19 protein-coding genes are annotated in these 18,586 nt (G+C 51.4%); 5 read left to right on the plus strand and 14 right to left on the minus strand.

The window, feature by feature from the left end:
• The first annotated feature begins 1 nt into the window (after nt 1).
• Entirely contained in the window at nt 2-139 is a 138-nt protein-coding gene (locus tag IB214_RS14405) for a hypothetical protein (protein ID WP_161959002.1), read from the plus strand.
• A gap of 28 nt (nt 140-167) precedes the next feature.
• Nucleotides 168-1,427: a dicarboxylate/amino acid:cation symporter gene (locus IB214_RS14410; RefSeq protein ID WP_115258790.1), complete on the plus strand. Its 1,260-nt coding sequence runs from the start codon at nt 168-170 to the stop codon at nt 1,425-1,427.
• A gap of 69 nt (nt 1,428-1,496) precedes the next feature.
• Here the strand turns inward: IB214_RS14410 and cheW are convergent, their stop codons facing one another.
• From cheW to flhD, 6 genes are all read right to left on the minus strand, one after another.
• On the minus strand, nt 1,497-2,000 hold the full coding sequence (gene cheW, locus IB214_RS14415; protein ID WP_115258791.1) for a chemotaxis protein CheW: 504 nt from the start codon (nt 1,998-2,000) through the stop codon (nt 1,497-1,499).
• Nucleotides 2,001-2,025: 25 nt separating this feature from the next.
• Nucleotides 2,026-4,050 (minus strand): chemotaxis protein CheA, encoded by a 2,025-nt coding sequence (gene cheA, locus IB214_RS14420; RefSeq protein ID WP_117341921.1) that lies wholly within the window; start codon nt 4,048-4,050, stop codon nt 2,026-2,028.
• A 4-nt stretch (nt 4,051-4,054) separates the two neighbouring features.
• Nucleotides 4,055-4,984, minus strand: coding sequence for a flagellar motor protein MotB (gene motB, locus IB214_RS14425; protein ID WP_115258793.1), 930 nt, complete (start codon nt 4,982-4,984; stop codon nt 4,055-4,057).
• Nucleotides 4,981-5,868 carry a flagellar motor stator protein MotA gene (gene motA, locus IB214_RS14430; protein WP_096757462.1) on the minus strand — a complete coding sequence of 296 codons (888 nt, stop codon included), beginning with the start codon at nt 5,866-5,868 and terminating at the stop codon, nt 4,981-4,983. The genes motB and motA overlap by 4 nt, the downstream gene beginning before the upstream one ends.
• A 125-nt stretch (nt 5,869-5,993) precedes the next feature.
• Nucleotides 5,994-6,572, minus strand: coding sequence for a flagellar transcriptional regulator FlhC (flhC, locus tag IB214_RS14435; protein ID WP_161959006.1), 579 nt, complete (start codon nt 6,570-6,572; stop codon nt 5,994-5,996).
• A gap of 2 nt (nt 6,573-6,574) precedes the next feature.
• On the minus strand, nt 6,575-6,916 hold the full coding sequence (gene flhD / locus IB214_RS14440) for a flagellar transcriptional regulator FlhD (RefSeq protein WP_137399382.1): 342 nt from the start codon (nt 6,914-6,916) through the stop codon (nt 6,575-6,577).
• A 792-nt stretch (nt 6,917-7,708) separates the two neighbouring features.
• On the opposite strand from flhD, the gene uspC reads away from it, so the two are divergent.
• On the plus strand, nt 7,709-8,137 hold the full coding sequence (gene uspC, locus IB214_RS14445; protein ID WP_096757465.1) for a universal stress protein UspC: 429 nt from the start codon (nt 7,709-7,711) through the stop codon (nt 8,135-8,137).
• A 17-nt stretch (nt 8,138-8,154) separates the two neighbouring features.
• On the opposite strand, the gene otsA is transcribed toward uspC, so the two are convergent.
• The 6 genes from otsA to IB214_RS14475 form a co-directional block, all read right to left on the minus strand.
• A complete protein-coding gene (gene otsA / locus IB214_RS14450; protein ID WP_096757466.1) occupies nt 8,155-9,576 on the minus strand; it encodes an alpha,alpha-trehalose-phosphate synthase in 1,422 nt (473 codons plus the stop codon).
• On the minus strand, nt 9,551-10,354 hold the full coding sequence (otsB, locus tag IB214_RS14455) for a trehalose-phosphatase (protein WP_117341920.1): 804 nt from the start codon (nt 10,352-10,354) through the stop codon (nt 9,551-9,553). Before otsB ends, otsA begins: the two co-directional genes overlap by 26 nt.
• A gap of 152 nt (nt 10,355-10,506) precedes the next feature.
• Nucleotides 10,507-11,493 carry an L-arabinose ABC transporter permease AraH gene (gene araH / locus IB214_RS14460; protein ID WP_096757468.1) on the minus strand — a complete coding sequence of 329 codons (987 nt, stop codon included), beginning with the start codon at nt 11,491-11,493 and terminating at the stop codon, nt 10,507-10,509.
• Nucleotides 11,494-11,507: 14 nt separating this feature from the next.
• Nucleotides 11,508-13,022, minus strand: coding sequence for an L-arabinose ABC transporter ATP-binding protein AraG (gene araG / locus IB214_RS14465; protein WP_117341919.1), 1,515 nt, complete (start codon nt 13,020-13,022; stop codon nt 11,508-11,510).
• 114 nt (nt 13,023-13,136) lie between these two features.
• Nucleotides 13,137-14,126, minus strand: a complete 990-nt coding sequence (locus tag IB214_RS14470) for an arabinose ABC transporter substrate-binding protein (protein WP_115258798.1) — start codon at nt 14,124-14,126, stop codon at nt 13,137-13,139.
• Nucleotides 14,127-14,442: 316 nt separating this feature from the next.
• Nucleotides 14,443-15,000 carry a DJ-1/PfpI family protein gene (locus IB214_RS14475; RefSeq protein WP_117341918.1) on the minus strand — a complete coding sequence of 186 codons (558 nt, stop codon included), beginning with the start codon at nt 14,998-15,000 and terminating at the stop codon, nt 14,443-14,445.
• Between the two features lie 501 nt (nt 15,001-15,501).
• Here IB214_RS14475 and IB214_RS14480 point away from each other — a divergent pair.
• A complete protein-coding gene (locus IB214_RS14480; protein ID WP_115258800.1) occupies nt 15,502-16,005 on the plus strand; it encodes a non-heme ferritin-like protein in 504 nt (167 codons plus the stop codon).
• 80 nt (nt 16,006-16,085) lie between these two features.
• Here the strand turns inward: IB214_RS14480 and IB214_RS14485 are convergent, their stop codons facing one another.
• On the minus strand, nt 16,086-16,337 hold the full coding sequence (locus IB214_RS14485) for a DUF2766 family protein (protein ID WP_096757473.1): 252 nt from the start codon (nt 16,335-16,337) through the stop codon (nt 16,086-16,088).
• A gap of 127 nt (nt 16,338-16,464) precedes the next feature.
• Between IB214_RS14485 and IB214_RS14490 the strand changes: the two genes are divergently transcribed.
• On the plus strand, nt 16,465-17,886 hold the full coding sequence (locus tag IB214_RS14490; RefSeq protein ID WP_117341917.1) for an MFS transporter: 1,422 nt from the start codon (nt 16,465-16,467) through the stop codon (nt 17,884-17,886).
• 34 nt (nt 17,887-17,920) lie between these two features.
• Here IB214_RS14490 and IB214_RS14495 read toward each other — a convergent pair whose 3' ends face one another.
• A complete protein-coding gene (locus IB214_RS14495; protein ID WP_115258802.1) occupies nt 17,921-18,559 on the minus strand; it encodes an RpiB/LacA/LacB family sugar-phosphate isomerase in 639 nt (212 codons plus the stop codon).
• Nucleotides 18,560-18,586 lie beyond the last annotated feature (27 nt).

Below are 18,586 nucleotides of genomic sequence, written 5' to 3' on the forward strand. Positions count from 1 at the left end.
CGTGAAAACGCAGATGCTCAAACACCACAACAAAATGGATAAAAAATTAAAAAAAGTTGTACCGATTCCGACTTTGATTTATATGATGAATGCTTTGCTACCACTTAATAAGTACAAAAAATGTGTAGCAGGGGAATAACTATTACATCATCACAGAGGGATTTTTAGTGGCAAATGCAAACAAACTCACGTTGTTCATCGTGGTCTTTATGCTGGCGGGCATCCTGTCAGGCGCAGTGATCCACTCCTGGGCCTCACCGGGCGTAGTAACCGCCTGGGCTGATAATATTACGCTGCTCACCGACATTTTCTTGCGGCTCATTAAAATGGTCATTGCGCCGTTAGTCTTCAGTACGCTAACCGTCGGCATTATGCGACTGGGAGAGACATCCACCATTGGTCGCGTTGGGGGCAAAGCCATGCTCTGGTTTATCAGTTCCTCCGTGCTGTCTATTTTGGTGGGCCTTTTTGTCGTCTCCCTTGAACAACCGGGGAGCGGGCTGAACCTGGCCATTCCACTGGAAGCCACCGATACAGGCCTCGCCGTCAGCGGCATGAGCCTGAAAGGTTTTCTCACTCACACGATCCCGACCAGCATTGCCGAAGCCATGGCCAATAATGAGATCCTGCAAATCGTGGTGTTCTCGATGTTCTTCGGTATTGGCGGGGCCTCACTCGGTGAGAAATTTAACGCGCCGCTGGTTGCCGCACTGGATGTGGTTTCCCACATTATGTTGAAGGTAACCGGGTATGTAATGTACGTGGCTCCGCTGGCAATTTTTGCCGCCATCTCCTCCGTCATCGCCACCCAGGGATTGGGAATTCTGCTCAACTATGCCTCGTTCATCGGCGGCTATTACCTGGCGATTGTGCTGACCTGCCTGGTGCTGCTCGCGGTCGGCTACGTGGTGTTGAAAAAAGAGGTATTTCGTCTGGTCAGCATGCTGAAAGATCCAGTGCTGGTGGCCTTCACCACCAGTAGCTCTGAAGCCGCGTATCCCAAAACGCTCGAGCAACTGACGAAATTTGGCTGCTCACGCAACATCGTGTCATTCGTGCTGCCGATCGGCTACTCGTTTAACCTGGTCGGCTCAATGGTGTACTGCTCCTTTGCATCAATGTTCATTGCGCAGGCCTATAATATTCACCTTTCTTTCGCCGAAATCACCGTGCTGATGCTAACGCTGATGTTAGCCTCAAAAGGGATTGCCGGCGTGCCGCGTTCGGCGCTGGTGGTGCTGGCAGCAACAATTCCCAGTTTTAATATTCCGGTTGCAGGCATTCTGTTACTGATGGGTATCGACCACTTCCTCGATATGGGGCGCTCGGCGATTAACGTGTTAGGCAACGGGATTGCCACCGCAATGCTTGCGCGGAATGAAGGGTTACTGGAAGAAGAACCTGAACTGGTTGAGCAGGAAGCGTAGCGGTTGAGGGAGCCGGATGGCGATATGCATATCCGGCCTACAACGACGATCGTTGTAGGCCGGAGGCGGTTAGGCGACGTGACTTGCAGCAATATCCAGCAATGCCATTTCATCGCTGTTCAGCAACTTCTCGATATTAACCAAAATCAGCATTCGATCGCCCAGTGCGCCCAGCCCTGTCAGGTATTCCGTTGACAGCGTAACCGCAAATTCTGGTGCCGGGCGAATCTGATCGGTCGTCAGCGACAACACATCCGACACACCATCCACCACGATCCCCACCACGCGTTGACCCAGATTCAGCACAATCACCACGGTGTTCTCGTTATAGTCAACGTCGCTCTGGCTGAACTTCACGCGCAGGTCAACGATAGGCACAATCACACCGCGCAGGTTGGTCACCCCTTTAATAAAAGACGGTGTATTAGCGATACGCGTGACCTGATCATAACCACGAATTTCCTGCACTTTCAGAATATCGATACCGTACTCTTCATCCCCTAGCGTAAACACGAGGAATTCCTGACCTGACGGTTCGCCGGCCAGTTTAGTTACATTACTCATACCGGTCATATTATTCCCTTTCTCACTCAATCAATCAGGCGGCGGTGATCGCCACACGTTGTTCGCGGTTTAACCCCTGCAATGCAGAGACATCGACAATCAGCGCGACGCTACCGTCGCCAAGGATCGTTGCGGCAGAAATGCCTGGCACTTTGCGGTAATTGCTTTCCAGGTTTTTCACCACCACCTGGTGTTGGCCAATAAGCTGATCGACCAGCAGCGCATAGCGACGTCCCGCACTTTGTAAAATCACCACGATGCCCTGAGTTGCTTCGGTTTTTGCGCCGTCAACCTCGAAGACTTTCCACAATTCAACCAGCGGCAAATATTCACCACGCACTTCAAGCACGCGTTCTCCCCCGGCCAGCGGGTGCAGATCTTCTTCACGGGGTTGCAGCGATTCCATCACCGCATTCAGTGGCAGAATAAACACCTCATCTGCCACGCGCACGGACATGCCGTCCAGAATCGCCAGCGTCAGCGGCAGCAAAATTCGGATGGTTGTGCCCTGGCCCTGCTTCGATTGGATCTCAACATGCCCGCCCATTTCCTGAATGTTACGCTTCACCACATCCATCCCGACACCGCGACCAGAGACATCCGTCACCTGCTCGGCGGTCGAGAATCCCGGCGCGAAAATCAGCATGCCGACTTCGTCATCGCTCATGTTTTCATGGATCGGCATGCCCTGTGAGATGGCTTTGGCCAGGATGCGCTCACGGTTGAGGCCCGCGCCATCATCGGTGACTTCGATGCAGATGTTCCCGCCCTGGTGTTCAGCAGACAGCGTCAGGTTACCGACTGGATTTTTCCCGGATTCAAGGCGTTTTTCCGGCAATTCGATACCGTGGTCCAGGCTGTTACGCACCAGGTGGGTCAACGGATCGATAATGCGTTCAATCAGGCTCTTATCGAGTTCGGTGGAGCTACCAATTTGCGTCAGCTCAACCTGTTTGCCCAACTTGCCCGCCAGGTCACGAACCAGACGCGGGAAGCGGCTGAAGACATACTCCATTGGCATCATACGAATCGACATCACCGATTCTTGCAAATCACGGGCGTTACGTTGTAACTGACCCATGCTGGTGATGAGATCGCCATGGTTTACCGGATCCAGTTCATTCGAACGCTGGGCCAGCATCGACTGCGTGATCACCAGTTCGCCGACCAGGTTAATCAACTGATCGACCTTCTCAACCGCCACGCGGATGCTGGTAGATTCACTGGCACGCGCGGGTTTTTCACGCTCAACGCGCCCCTGCGGCGGTTCGCTGACGGCGGCTTTAACCACCGGAACAACGGCAACCGGCAGCGGTTCGTCCATCACGGTCACCGACTCAACGGGGGCAGCCACAACGGGAGTAAACTCAATCTGGTCGGCTTCGATAACAAAACAAAGTACCGCGATGATGTCATCTTCCGCGAGGTCACCGTCAATCGTAGCCGACAGCGTATCGCTGCTTTTGACCACATCCGTTAAGGTCGCCAGGTTCCCCAACTCTTCTTCCAGTAAATCCACTTCTCCAGCTTTCAGACGTGACAGAACGATCCGTTTTTTAACCTCTTCAGCAGCAACAGTTTCCTGCGCCATCGTCTCTTCCTGTATCGCCGTGCCGTCAACAACACTCAATTTTGCAGTGTTGACGACCGCGGGTGCGGTTTCACCTTTTGCTTCGAGCGCTAACTGTCGTAGCGCATGACAAATATACTCAAAGCTGGCGGCATCCGGCTCTTCTGAGCTTTTATAGGCGTCGAGCTGTTCTTGCATAATATCTTTTGTTTCCAAAAACAGGTTGATAATGTCGGCATTGAGCTGCATCTCGCCACGCCGCGCTTCATCCAGCAGGTTCTCCATTAAATGGGTCGTTTCCTGCAAAATAGTAAAGCCGAAGGTGCCCGCCCCGCCTTTAATCGAGTGCGCCGCACGAAAAATGGCATTCAGTTGTTCGGAATCCGGAGATTCAGGGACCAAATCAAGCAGGTGCTGCTCCATGTCAGCCAACAGTTCGTCAGCTTCATCAAAAAAGGTCTGATAAAAATCGCTAATATCCATGCTCACGCTATCACCTCGGATTGGCTGGTGGCGATGTGGGAACGCTTGCCGGCGGAACGACCGCTGGCGGTTGTAAGACACTTACCGGCTCATTCTGGCTTTCAGCGTTTTCATGCAAAATGGCCTCTTCCGCCTGCTTATTCAGCACCAGCAGACTTATACGGCGGTTGATGGCGTCCTCAGGACCGCGATCGCTCAGACGCATCGTGGCGGCCATACCTACCACCCGTAATACTTTCCCGGTGTCCAGACCACCACTGACCAGTTCGCGGCGTGAGGCGTTTGCGCGATCAGCAGACAGTTCCCAGTTGCTGTAGCCTTTCTCACCGTTGGCGTATGGAAAATCATCCGTATGACCGGACAAACTAACGCGGTTGGGGATACCATTCAAAACCGGCGCAATCGCCCGCAGGATATCGCGCATGTAAGGTTCAACCTCGGCACTGCCGGTCTTAAACATCGGGCGGTTCTGACTATCGATAATCTGAATACGCAACCCTTCCTGCACCAGGTCAATTTTCAAATGCGGGCGCAGCGCGCGTAGCTTCGGATCGGACTCAATAAGCTGGTCCAGGTCGCCACGTAATTTGCTCAGGCGGCTTTGTTCCATGCGCTTTCTCAGCTCATCAATATTCGGCTGCCGGTTCACTTCCCCTTGCTGTTGGGTGTAATCATCCCCCCCACCAGGTATCGGGCTTTGGCTGTTTGAAATACGATTTCCACCGGTTACCGCGGTGGCCAGAGGCGTACGGAAGTATTCGGCAATCTGGATCAGTTCTTTCGGACTGGAGATGGAAATGAGCCACATCACCAGAAAGAACGCCATCATCGCAGTCATAAAGTCGGCGTAGGCAATTTTCCATGAACCATGCGCCCCACCACCGTGACCTTTATGTTTTCGTCGCTTGACGACGATAATGGGATGGGCCTGATTTTTCATGCTTCCTCAGTCGTTTGCTGTGCCGTTGGATTTCTCACCGCACGAACATGTTCTTCCAGTTCGATAAACGACGGACGTTCGCTGGAATACAATGTCTTACGACCAAATTCGACGGCAATCGGTGGAGCGTAGCCGTTCAGGTTGGACAGCAGCGTGATCTTCACGCACTGCATCATTTTGGTCGTTTCGGCACTTTTCTGACGCAACACGCTGGCGAGCGGTGAAATAAAACCATAGGCCAGTAAAATCCCGAGGAAGGTCCCCACCATAGCATGTGCGATAAGCGCCCCCAGTTCAGCCGCCGGACGGTCGGCCGAGGCCAGCGCATGTACTACCCCCATCACCGCCGCGACGATACCGAAAGCCGGTAATGAGTCGCCGACCATCGCCAGGCTGTTAGCTGGGACTTCCGACTCACTTTCATGCGTTTCAATTTCTTCGTCCATCAACGCTTCAATTTCAAACGTATTCATATTGCCGCTGATAATCAGACGCAAATAATCGACGATAAAATCAAGCATTACGGCATCCGCGATAATGCGCGGGTAGCTGGCAAAAATTTCACTTTCTTTGGGGTTTTCGATGTCGCGCTCAAGCGAGAACATACCCTGCTGGCGCGACTTGGCCATTAGGCGATACAACAGCGCCAGCAGATCCATATACATGGCTTTGGTGTATTTTGAGCGACGAAAGAGCAACGGGATCGCTTTCATCGTCCCCTTAATGGCTTTGCCGTTATTACCGACAATGAATGCCCCGATACCCGCGCCACCAATGATCACCAGCTCAGCCGGTTGATAGAGTGCCCCAAGGTGTCCGCCGGTCATCATATAGCCGCCGAAAACTGTACCAATAACAACCAGGTAACCTATTAAGATCAGCACGATATCATCCTTTCGCAATTGACTATGACAGGATGCGCAGTCGGGCAGTTAACTCAAAGGTCGGGACAAAAAAAAGCAGCGGTAATGGCTTACCGCTGCTGGAGTGTCTATCCACACCGTATCAGTTAAACAGCTTGTTCGATCTGTTCATCCAGCAGTTGTGGAATAATATCGGCAGCATTCTGGGAAAGTTTACGTCTTTTTACGGCACGTGATGGCGGCTGGCATAAACTGCAGGCAAAGCTGCCCACGGGTTGATGCGCGTGAGTAATAAAATTACCGCCGCAGCAGTTGCAGGTAGACAGTTCCAGCAACCCGCTGTCAACAAAACGGACCAGTGTCCATGCGCGGGTTAACGCCAACAACGGCCCTTCAGCTGGCTGTGGGCACTGCTCAAGATACAGGCGATACGCTTTAATGACGGCATCGACACCGCTACACAGGCCCGTTTTGAGCAAAAATTGCCATGCGTTGCAGAACATAGAAGCATGGATATTTTGCTCCCACGTCATAAACCAATCGGTAGAAAAAGGAAGCATCCCTTTCGGCGGAGGGCTACCGCGTAATTCTTTATACAGCTTGATAAGGCGGCCACGGCTGAGTTGCGTTTCGCTTTCCAGCATTTGCAAACGGGCGCCCAGTGTGATTAATTCCATGGCTAACTGGATATCACGTGCTTCCTGAACGATGCTTTTTTCGCTCATCATCACGCCCTTTTCTTACGCGCCGCATCATTGATGTCGCTTAACAGACGCGTTGAAAGCATGATACCTGTGTGAATTTGCTGAAGATCGTCGACACGAGAGTCTTGCGTCAGGCGAGTAACTGTTTGATGATCGTCGAAACGGAAATGGCAGACCAGTTGGTTTGTTTCCGCCAATTTGACCATTTGAGGAAGGGTTAAGGTTCCCAATGTGTCCGCCATCTCTTCGCTGATACCAAGGCGAAACATCGCGGAAGCCTTGTCCTGAACGATTAGACGCTGTGCAAGCAATAAATATGACAAATTTATGTCATAAATGTGTTTGAGCAACTCGGATGTATGCATTATTTGCATCCATAATAACCAACATTATTTTTATGCGGCGTAACCGCACCCCGTGATGTCGCCGGGAAGGCCCGGTAAAAAAAAAGCAAAAGGTCAAATACATAGCAGCGTTACGGCTTACGCGTTGTGTAAACATCCCTTTTTAAGAAGGCCGCGTTCCTTACAAGCTCACATCAATTCTTACAAATGCCTAAGATTTTTCCTAATTCGACGCAACTCTACCCGCCGCCAGTTACACATACAACGGAACCCTGCTGCGAATTTAAAGAATATGTGACGCAGATCACATAAACCAGCTAAACGTTTAACATAAATCCATCAGCACAGCTTTTATTTTGGTTATTTTATAGCCAACAACTCACTCTATCGATTCCATACACCCGAATATTCTTGCAATAAAAGCGAATAGTCTTTTGTTTACGACAGTTAATATCACCGCGCGAAATAACGAGCGAGATCACAGATTTACAATAAACTGCTTCCTCACTTTATATCTTTATAAACAATGAGTTAAATATTTAACCTCATTAACTAATACCGTCAGGTAACGATATGCAAAATGTTAATTTATGTTTGTTTTTTATTAACATATTGTTTTCATTAGCCGAGAATTTCACTTAAATTGATTGAACAGATTTTCAGCTTTTGTGATCTGATTATTCTATTTATAAGAATAATTAATGAATAATCATGATGACATTCACACTATTACAGTATGAAAAATTGCAGTATGAAAGAAGCGAGAGTAACGCTAAAAGTCCTCTCATAATTCTTGTATTTAAGGAGCGAGTTATGAGCTACATGCACATTCTTGTCGCTGTTGCCGCCACCCCCGAAAGTCACCAGTTGTTAGCAAAAGCCGTTTCTATTGCGCGCCCTGTCAATGCGCGCATTAGCCTGGTCACCCTGGTCTCCGATCCCGAACTGTATAACCAGTTTGCGGCCCCCATGCTGGAAGACCTGCGTGAGGTAATGCAAGAAGAGACGCTGAATTTTATCGATAAACTCACCCAGCAGGCGCAGTACCCCATTGAGCATACCTTTATTACCTATGGGGCACTCAACGAACATATACTCGATATCTGCCGCAAACACGCCGTCGATCTCGTCATTTATGGCAACCATAATCACAGCTTCTTTTCGCGAGCATCCTGCTCGGCGAAAAGCGTGGTCAGCGCCAGCCAGGTCGATGTGCTGTTGGTGCCGCTGGCAGGCGATTAATGACCGTATCCTCGTCGTCAGGCCAATTTAGGAAAGTCAGCTACGGTGTCATGCGGTTGGCTTTCAGCATGACGTGGCGTGATCTTTTTTAAATCGCGGATAAAGTGAGCCTGCCAGTTGTCGATATCGTTTTTAACGATAATGTCCAGCATCTCAGCGTGGCGGGAAATACGCTCAGCAAGCGGCATGGTTAGCGCGCGGTTTAATGCACCCGCAACATCATCTCTGTCATAGGGATTAACGATCAACGCCGAGGTCAGTTCATGTGCTGCCCCGGCAAATTGTGAGAGCACCAGCACGCCAGGATTGGCGGGATCTTGCGCTGCCACAAACTCCTTAGCGACCAGATTCATGCCATCGCGCAGTGGCGTCACTAACCCAACATCCGAGTAGCGGAAAATTTTCATCAGCAATTTACGATCAAAATACTGATTCAGATAATAAAGCGGCGTCCAGCCCAGCTGCCCATACTTGCCATTGATGCGCCCGGCTTCAGTCTCCAACTGGTGGCGAATATCCTGATAGGCCTGCACTTCTTCACGCGACGTCGGGGCGATTTGGGTATAGCGAATTTTACCGTGGTGCTGAGGGTAATGCTCCAAAAGGGCCTCGTAGGCCTGAAAACGCTCCGGCAAGCCTTTGGAGTAGTCCAGTCGCTCAACCGAAAAAATATTCTGCACATTTTTTAGCTCGGCCTTGAGCTGCGCCATTTTCGGCGGCAGTGGCCCCGCCGCCTGGCGGGCAATTTCATCGGGTTCAATGCCGATAGGATAAACCTGGGTACGGAACGCCTTTTTCCATGCCTGATGATGATTGTCGCCCCGCGAGGTGACTCGGGTTTGTGCACTCAGCGCATCAAGAAACGCCTGACGGTCGTTTTCGGTCTGGAACCCCAGTAAGTCAAAATCGCACAGTTGCTCAAGCAGCACATCATGCGGGGGCAATGCGTTGAATATCTCCGGCGTCGGGAACGGAATATGCAGGAAAAAACCGATACGATTGTTCACGCCGCGTTTCCGCAGCTCGCTGGCAAACGGTAATAAATGATAATCATGAACCCAGATGATGTCGTCATCATTCAGTAAGGGCCGCAGTTTCTCAGCCAATAATGTATTGACCCGCTGATAGCCTTCCCAAGCCGGGCGCTGAAATTGCACCAGATCCAGGCGATAGTGGAAAGCAGGCCATAAAACGGCATTCGAAAACTGGCAGTAATACTCTTCGTAATCCTGCTCACTCAGATTAAACGATGCCCAGGTGATATTGCCGCGGGTGACTTTTTTTAGTGGTTGGTCTTCATTACCCGTCTCACCGCTCCAGCCAAACCACAGCCCCCCCGCCGTTTTCAATGCCCCCAGCACACCGACCGCCAGGCCGCCAGCACTGCCTTTGTCATCCGGTGAGGCAATTCGATTAGAGACTACGACTAAACGACTCATGGCCATCTCTCCTGTCATTCGTTGCTTTTTGGTCTTGCTGCGGACAGTTGATCTGCTCCAGCCAGCGCCAGACATCTGTTACGCCCGCCAGACGCCACATCGCCTGGGTCGCGCCGCTCCCCACCTTCACGGAAATGCCGTCAGCGCGGTTTACCACAGCGAAACCCGCCTCATCGGTTAAATCATCACCAACAAAAACAGGGGTGCGCCCGGCAAAAGGGGCTTCCTGCATAAATGCAGCAATCGCTTCCCCTTTGTTCGTCCCCTTTGGTTTTATCTCAACCACACATTTTCCGGGCTGCAGGGCGAGCTGGGGCCATCGGCGCGTGATGCGTTCAGCCAGCGCCAGCAGCGCCGCCTCATGCTGTGGGGCCTGTCGATAATGCAAAGCAAACGCCATGCCTTTTGTTTCTAACGTCGTACCGGGCATGTTCGCCAGTGCAGCATGCAATAGCACGCTAATGTCGTGTTCGACGTCCTGAGGAAGACGGACAATGTGGGTGTGACCCTTGATGTCGCGGCGCTCAGCCCCGTGCACGCCGGCAAGCGGAAAACGAATGGGATGAGTGAGTGCGTCAAGCTCAGTCATTGAGCGCCCTGAAATCAATGCCAGTGCTCCCGCATTGTGCGTCGCCAGGCGATGTAGTAATTGCAGGATCGTCTGCGGGACGGTGACCTGATCGGGATGCGGTTTTATCTCAGCTAATGTTCCGTCGAGATCAAAAAAATAAGCACAGTTTGCGGATAGTTCAGGGGGTACGGTTCGCGATACTGTCACCCGGTGCTCCTCCTTATCTTTATGCAGCTTGAGGTATGACGGGTATAAGTATAGACAGTGTGACCAGGCTCGCCATTTGCAAAAACAATCGCCAGCCGGTATAGCGGCTGGCGATTGGGAGAAGCTAAACTAAAAAGTTGGCCGTTAAATCATCAAATAGTACGCTTCGCTTTTTGCTTGTAGCGGTCGAAGATCACCGCCGCCAGCAGGATTAGGCCACGGACAACGTACTGGGCGAACGGCGAAATGTTCAGCAGGTTCATCGCGTTTTCAACCGTCCCGAGGATCAGCACCCCGGCTACCACATATGAGATTTTTCCGATGCCACCTTTCAGCGAAACGCCCCCCAGCACGCACGCTGAAATCACAATCAGTTCATAGCCAATAGACGTCATTGGCTGACCGCTGGTCATACGCGACGCCAGGATAATCCCCGCAACGGCCGATACCAGGCCGGAAAGAATGAAGATAATAATCTTCGTACGGACTACCGGAACACCTGCCAGACGCGCCGCTTCTTCATTACCGCCAATAGCCAGCGTGTTACGCCCAAAGGTGGTTTTATTCAGCAGTAAGCCAAAAATAATGAAGCAGCCAACGGTTAACCAAATAGGCGCAGGCAGACCCAGCCAGTTCGCATAGCCGAGGGCGAAGAAGCGCTCATCTTCGATTCCAACCGCTTTACCGTCAGAGATAATGTAGGCCAGACCGCGCACAATCTGCATGGTCGCTAGCGTGGTAATCAGTGCGTTTATTTTTAAACGGGCAATCACGAAGCCGTTCACCAGGCCGCAAAGAACCCCCAGCAGCAACCCGGCGGCGACGCCTATCCACAGACTTTCGGTCATGTTGATGACCACCGCGGTGGTAACCCCGGCACAGGCAATTACAGACGCAACGGAGAGGTCAAAGTCGCCGGAGGCCAGGCAAAACAGCATCCCACACGCGACCATTCCCGACATGGAAACCGCCAGGCCCAGCCCCTTCATATTAATAAAGGAGGCAAAGTTCGGCACAAAGAGGGCGCACACCAGAAACAGCACGGCGAACACCACCAGCATCCCGTACTGATCCCAAATTCTGCCAAGATTAAGCGCTGATTTGGTTGCGCCAGAACCCGATGTAGAAACGGAAGACATCATACTCTCCTTATTCAGGCTACAGCCTGGCTGACTTTAGGCATAGCAAGGCTCAACGCCTGACGCTCATCCGCCTGTTCGTGGAGCAACACACCGGCAATTTCACCTTCTCTCATCACCACAATACGGTCGGCGACGCCAAGAACTTCCGGCAAGTCACTGGAGGCAAACAGCACGGCAACACCGCGCGCCGCCAGGGCATAAATAACGTTATAAATTTCATGCTTCGCGCCCACATCGATGCCGCGCGTCGGTTCATCGAGCAAAATCACCTTCATATCTTCCGATAACCAGCGGCCGAGAATCGCCTTCTGCTGGTTACCGCCAGAGAGGTTCATGATCAGCTGCTCTGCTCCCGGCGTTTTAATATTGAGTGAGCGGATATGGTGGTCAGCGTTAGTCTCTTCCCAACCGTTGTTAATCAGGCATCCGCCCAGAACATGTTTACGCCGGGCGCTAATATTGATGTTGTTACGAACCGAATGGACCGGAATAATTCCTTCGGCTTTGCGGTCTTCCGGGCACAGCATCATGCCGGCCTCAATCGCGTGGCTGGGTTTACGGATATCAATCGGCTTTTCATCAATAAACACCTGACCTTCGGTGATTCGTGTTCCGCCAAACAGCCCTTTCATCAGTTCGCTACGCCCGGCTCCGACCAGACCAAACAGCCCAACGATTTCACCACTGCGCACCGATAAACTGATCGGCGTACGCACGCCTGGCGCTTTAACCTCATGCAAGCGCAGGCGTTCTGTGCCATACGGTCGAGATTTCCAGCCGTAGATATCGCCGAGGTCACGCCCCACCATGGCCTGCACCAGCGCCTCGTGATCGACCTGCTGCATATCGGTAAATGTCTTAACGTACTGCCCATCTTTAAACACGGTAATCGCATCGCTGAGGGCGAAGATCTCTTCCATACGGTGCGAGACATACAGAATGATGCGCCCTTCGTTGCGCAGTTCGCGAATAACGCGGAACAGATTCTCTATCTCCCTGGCGGAAAGCGAGCTGGTCGGCTCGTCAAATGCGATGATTTTGGCGTTACGCGCCAGCGCTTTGGCAATTTCCACCATTTGCCACTGGCCAATGGAGAGATATTTCAACGGCGTGGCCGGATCGATATCCATCCCCAAATGTTTTAGCTGTAAACCGGCTTCGTAGTTCAGCAGCGAGCGGTTCACAATCCCACCCTTGTGGGGCAGTTGGCCTAAGTAAATATTCTCGGCGACGGTCATTTCCGGCACCAGATGCAGTTCCTGGTAAATAATGGCGACACCGGCGTTCAGCGCGGCGGTGGTGTCCGCAAACGAAACCTCCTCGCCGCGGATCACCAAAGAACCCGTCGTTGGCGCATAGTTACCGCTGAGAATTTTTAATAATGTTGATTTCCCGGCGCCATTTTCACCCATCAGTGCATGCACCTGACCGGCATAGCAGTCAAAGCTAATATCCGTTAGCGCCTTAACGCCAGGGAAGGTTTTGCCAATGCCGCGAAATGAGAGATACGGGGTAGACTGTTGCATAACGTCTCCGTGAATCTAATCTGTTGCCGGATAGCGGCGTTGCCTTATCCGGCCTACTGAGGGCGTAATGTGTTGGCCGGATAAGAGACATTTTGTCTTATCCGGCATGACGTATTACTTGCCGCCTAACCCTTTTTTCGCCAGCTCTTCTTTGAAGTTATCGCGGGTGATCAGCACCACATCTGTCACTTCAGTAAATGCCGGCGGCTCTGCCCCTTTAGTCACCCAGTTGTAAAGCATTTCACTGGATTTATAGCCGTGTACGTCCGGGCTTGGCAGCAGTGAGCCGTAGAAGCCGGTCGCTTCACCTTTAGACAGTTCGCTAATCGCATCGACGCCGTTGATGCCGATACCAATCACGTTTGGTGCTTTAAAGCCCTGCCCTTCGGTCGCACGCACGCCACCCAGCACGGTGTTGTCATTCATGCCGACAATCAACCAGTGTTTAACTTCAGGATGCTGAACCAGCATGGAGTTCGCGGCGTCGAATGCGCCGGGGATATCGTTAGATTTGGTCGGAACCTGATAGATCTGTTTTTCCGGGAAGCCAGCCGCTTTGAGCGCGTCCATTGAACCGGACGTACGACGACGCGCGGTATCAAGTTCGTTGGCGGTTATCGCCATCACGGCAGAAGATTTCACATCCCAGCCGCGTTTTTGCATTTCTTTGTACAATTCCTCGCCCTGACGCTCACCAATTTTAGTGGCCGCCATCATCACCAGCGGCACGGTGTCCATCGGCTTACCTTTGGCGTTGGCAAACTGGTCATCGACGGCGATCACTTTCATGTCATAGCCACGCGCCTTTGCCATGATCGCAGGCCCGAGTTTGGGATCCGGCGTACAAATAACAAAGCCTTTTGCGCCACTTGCCGCAAGACTGTCGATGGCATTCAGGGTTTTCTCACCATCCGGGACGGCAATCTTAATCACTTCAAAACCAAGGTCTTTACCGGCTTTATCCGCAAATTTCCATTCAGTCTGGAACCAGGGTTCTTCCGGCTGCTTGACCAGGAAACCGAGCTTCATGGATTCAGCGATAGCGGATTGTGACATAACGGCAGCCAAACCGATGGCCGCCAGCGCTTTAGTGAATTTGTGCATGGTTAACTCCAGCTTTAACGTTCTTTTATGTAGGGTAAAATCAGACGATTTTTTGTAATTCGGACGTAAAACAAGGCATTACCTTTTATTGATAAGATCAATGCCAGTGCTGAGAGTAGTTGTAGCGGGAAATTGATTCTCCATAAGAGAGCGGCATCACACCACAGAATTACAGTAATTGCGTACATAAATTCAGTGGGAAATGACATAAAAAAACGCGGTTTTTTTGGTGGGGAAAATGAGGCGCAGCAGATTAATCCATAACGTCAGTCAGTGAATCCTTGTTCCCGAATACACACATTCGGGAACGCAATGATTACCAGGGGTAATAAATATGTTCGGCATGGTCGCGAACAGGGGCATCATCTTCCAGCAGACGAGCAGAAACGGCAAAAGCAAAATCAAAAATATGACCTAAGCCTTTGCCGCTGATCAGATTGCCATCTTCGACTACCGGCGCGTCGATGTATTCACCCTCCGTGACGTTTTGCCACAAATCCCCTGAGCACACGTAACGACGGCCCTTCAGCAGGCCGTTGCCTCCCAGAACCCGGGCGGCGGCCGAGCACACCGGACAAATCAGTTTTCCGGCGGCATCATGACGCGCAATAAACTGGACAACCGAATCGCTGGCGGCAAGATTCACGCTGCCCTGCGGCCCACCGGGTAACACGACGGCGTCATACATCGTCTCCAGGCGGGCAGCCAGGGTGCTGTCAGTGACCATCGGAATATCGTGATAGCTCACTACCGCACGGGACTCGGCGCAGGCCAGCGTCTCAACGTCAATATGCAGACGGCGAAGAATATCGATGGTGACAATGGCTTCAGCCTCTTCAAAACCGGGTGCCAGCAGCACCGCGACCTTTTTCATACTTAACTCCTCGATTTATCCACATCAATCAAACCATAAATGTCGAATTATTAATGTCATTTGATTAATGCAATTCAGTAAAATTGATCAGGCGCAAAAAAAACGTCAAATATTGAGAACTCGCACCGAGGATACCTTGTCGGAAAATTTAATTTTGTGATATGAAACGCCATTTCATTATCTTTATTTAACTTTAACAACTTTAAAATCAGTTCGTTACATTCACTCCCGCTATACATCAAAATATTAAGAGCAAGAATATTCTTATAACAATATGTAAAAAAACATAAATACGAAGATTTAAGGATTTTCTTATGCGTGAGCAGGCGCTATGCTTATTTTCGATCGGCATAGAATTGCCTCAGTGATCATATAAAGGACCGGCAGAACGGATTTATTCTGCTAACAGTATTACGTGTACGTAGATGTAAAGTGCAACGGCAGCCCGTTGTACTGACGTGAGTAACGTACATTTTCCTTTCTGGAAATAAGGATATTGATATGGCTGCAGTTGGAATTGTTCACAAACTCAACACCCAAATGAATCTTGAGTTTTATGCTTCAAACCTCTACCTTCACCTTAGTGAATGGTGCTACGAGCACAGTCTGACCGGCACCGCAACGTTTCTGCGTACGCAGGCACAGAGCAACGTCACGCAAATGATGCGCGTGTTTAATTTTATGAAAAGCGCGGGTGCCAACCCCATTGTCAAAGCCATCGACGTGCCAGGCGATGAGTTGACATCTCTTGAAGACTTATTTCAAAAAACGCTGGATGAATATCAACAGCGAGCCAACACACTGTCACGCTTAACAAATGAAGCAGAAGCATTGAACGATGCGCCAACCGTTGATTTTCTTCACGATCTGGAAAAAGAGCAGCAGCAGGATGGTGTGCTGTTGCAAACGATTCTTGATGAGGTTCGTAGCGCCAAACGCGCCGGACTGTGTATGGCGCAAACGGATAAGCATCTGCTAAACGTCGTTAACCACCAGCATCACTGATACTCGGCACTACCCTGTCTGCGCCTCTGTATCCAAGAGGCGCAAAAAAACCTTTCTAAAACCTGAAACAACGGTTTATTTTAGTGAGACTCACTTTGCGGCGTGAACTTCAGTTCGATCAACGCAACGGCTTTTTGAATAGCGCGCATCGTAACCGGATCGCCACCTGCGGGATGACTGGAAAAATCGATGCTTTTCAGCTGGCTGGACATTTTTTCCCGTACTTCGACCGGGGCAATGACATCAATAACATCCAGAATTTGCTTAATAACCAGCTGGCAGGCAACAACGTCCGAGAGCAGTTCCTGATCGGCATTCAGTGTTTGGGACATAATGAGCTCCTTATAGAAAGGTTGTCATAGTACCCATTCAGGGTGCGAAACGATAGCAGTGCGGAGAGTACAGCTGCACTGAAAATAAAAAGATCCCGTGAATTTCATTTGAGATGGCAAGCACAACATGAGTAACGATGTAGCGGTTGAGAATAAACGTGGCCTCTCCCCGGCGGCCTTGCTCGTTGCCGGGGCTTTTTTTATGGAGTTTATCGATGGCACGGTCATCGCCACCGCCCTACCCGATATGGCAAAAAGCTTTGGCGTTGAGGCGGTCGATCTCAACATTGGCATCAGCGCTTATCTGATCACCCTGGCGGTTCTGATCCCTGCCAGCGGCTGGATTGCCGACCGCTTCGGCGCGCGTAAGGTGTTTAGTCTGGCGCTGGCCATCTTTACCCTCGCCTCAGTGCTGTGCGGGTTATCCACCAGCCTCGAAAGCTTTGTAGCGATGCGTATCCTACAGGGAGTGGGCGGTGCACTGATGGTGCCGGTTGGTCGCCTCGCGGTGCTGCGCACCACGCCAAAACACCAGTTAATCACTGCCATTGCCACCCTGACCTGGCCGGCATTAGTCGCCCCTATCATCGGTCCCCCGCTCGGCGGGTTTATCACTAGCTATGCCAACTGGCGCTGGATCTTCTTTATTAATGTCCCGTTGGGATTACTGGCGATAGCCCTGGCGTTACGCTTCATCCCCGATATCCATGATGATGAACGCCGCCCCTTCGACATCCCCGGCTTTATTGCCACCTCGGTTGCCATGGTTAGTCTGGTGTATGCCATGGAGTTATTGGGCGCACAACAGCCTCAAGGCTGGCTAACTGCTGGCCTACTTACGCTTGGGGTCGTCACCTTTTTGTTCGCTTTGCGCCAGTTTCGCCATGCTGCCTGGCCGATGATTCGTCTCGATGCCCTGCAGGTCCCGACGTTTCGCGTCACGATGTACGGCGGGTCGCTGTTTCGTGCGTCTATCAGTGCGGTACCCTTTTTGCTGCCGTTGATGTTTCAGGTCGGCTTTGGCATGAACGCCTTTCATGCCGGCTCATTAGTGCTGGCGGTGTTTGTCGGCAATCTGACGATCAAACCTGCGACCACGCCGTTGATTCGCTGGCTGGGCTTTAAAAAGCTGCTGTTGATTAACGGTGCGCTGAACGTACTGGCGCTACTGGCCTGCGCGTTGATTACCCCGCAAGCGCCAGTGTGGGTGATTTTACTGGTGCTGTATCTGGGCGGCGTGTTCCGCTCGATCCAGTTTACCGGTGTCAGCACGCTGGCCTTCGCTGATGTTCCCGCCTCGCAGATGAGCTACGCCAATACGCTGTTCAGCACGGCCACGCAATTAGCGGTAGGGTTAGGGATTTCGCTGGCGGCAATTGGCATCAGAATGGGTGATGAAGTCAGCAAGTGGCTGGCGCTGAGCCATGTGCCCGGCATTAGCTTCCGTCTGGCCTTTGTGGTAATTGCTATTATTTGCCTGATCGGCATGGTGGATACGTTGCGGCTCACTCGCGACGCAGGCTGTGCGGTGTCAAACAAGAACAGATAAGCCCGGACAGCGTGCGCCGCCGGGCCAACAGCATTTAGCCAATGATTTCACGGACAAACGCTTCAATCGCTTTGTCCTGGCAGTTTTCAAAGAAGCACTGCTGGAAACGCGGGCCGGATACAGCCGTTTTCACCAATTCAGGATCGATAGCGCGCAGAGTATCAAGATAGTTTTCTTTGACGACCGCCGCTTTAACCTGATTCAGAATACCGGCGTTACGCACCTGTGGCTCTTTACGCTCCGGCGGATAACCCTCGCCGTTACGCCCCGTGAAGGCTTTTTCGAACATATAGCGTACGTTCAGCTCTGCGCCCCAGCCGAAACCTTTCGCAAACGCCAGGGAGAGCGCATTACCGTTGTTGATTTGTGCGAACAGGAACGCATCTGCCGGATCGAGGCAATAGCCGCACACGACGCCCGGATGGATATTCAGCGACATCATGGCGCCCTGACCCGTACCGCAACCGGTGACGACAAAATCGACAGCTTTAGAATTGAGCAGAATGCTGGCCATAATGCCAAGATGAATATAGGTCAGATGATGGTCATTTTCATCGCTCATCCCAACGTTAAACACCGGGAAACCTTTCTCATCAGCAACGGCTTTAAGCTCGTTATGAATGATCGCGTTTTTGCTTGCCTGGCTGTTTTCCATCATCAATGCAATTTTCATTGTGTCTTCTCCTGAATACGTCGCGGG

Origin of the sequence: Citrobacter sp. C1, assembly GCF_014596895.2 — a bacterium.
GTDB lineage: Bacteria > Pseudomonadota > Gammaproteobacteria > Enterobacterales > Enterobacteriaceae > Citrobacter > Citrobacter gillenii.

Excerpts from the sequence above, each read along its gene's own strand:
- cheW (WP_115258791.1), bottom strand. The coding sequence starts at position 2,000 with ATGACCGGTATGAGTAATGTAACTAAACTGGCCGGCGAACCGTCAGGT.
- motB (WP_115258793.1), bottom strand. The coding sequence starts at position 4,984 with ATGAAAAATCAGGCCCATCCCATTATCGTCGTCAAGCGACGAAAACAT.
- flhC (WP_161959006.1), bottom strand. The coding sequence starts at position 6,572 with ATGAGCGAAAAAAGCATCGTTCAGGAAGCACGTGATATCCAGTTAGCC.
- flhD (WP_137399382.1), bottom strand. The coding sequence starts at position 6,916 with ATGCATACATCCGAGTTGCTCAAACACATTTATGACATAAATTTGTCA.
- uspC (WP_096757465.1), top strand. The coding sequence starts at position 7,709 with ATGAGCTACATGCACATTCTTGTCGCTGTTGCCGCCACCCCCGAAAGT.
- otsA (WP_096757466.1), bottom strand. The coding sequence starts at position 9,576 with ATGAGTCGTTTAGTCGTAGTCTCTAATCGAATTGCCTCACCGGATGAC.
- araH (WP_096757468.1), bottom strand. The coding sequence starts at position 11,493 with ATGTCTTCCGTTTCTACATCGGGTTCTGGCGCAACCAAATCAGCGCTT.
- araG (WP_117341919.1), bottom strand. The coding sequence starts at position 13,022 with ATGCAACAGTCTACCCCGTATCTCTCATTTCGCGGCATTGGCAAAACC.
- IB214_RS14470 (WP_115258798.1), bottom strand. The coding sequence starts at position 14,126 with ATGCACAAATTCACTAAAGCGCTGGCGGCCATCGGTTTGGCTGCCGTT.
- IB214_RS14475 (WP_117341918.1), bottom strand. The coding sequence starts at position 15,000 with ATGAAAAAGGTCGCGGTGCTGCTGGCACCCGGTTTTGAAGAGGCTGAA.
- IB214_RS14480 (WP_115258800.1), top strand. The coding sequence starts at position 15,502 with ATGGCTGCAGTTGGAATTGTTCACAAACTCAACACCCAAATGAATCTT.
- IB214_RS14485 (WP_096757473.1), bottom strand. The coding sequence starts at position 16,337 with ATGTCCCAAACACTGAATGCCGATCAGGAACTGCTCTCGGACGTTGTT.
- IB214_RS14490 (WP_117341917.1), top strand. The coding sequence starts at position 16,465 with ATGAGTAACGATGTAGCGGTTGAGAATAAACGTGGCCTCTCCCCGGCG.
- IB214_RS14495 (WP_115258802.1), bottom strand. The coding sequence starts at position 18,559 with ATGAAAATTGCATTGATGATGGAAAACAGCCAGGCAAGCAAAAACGCG.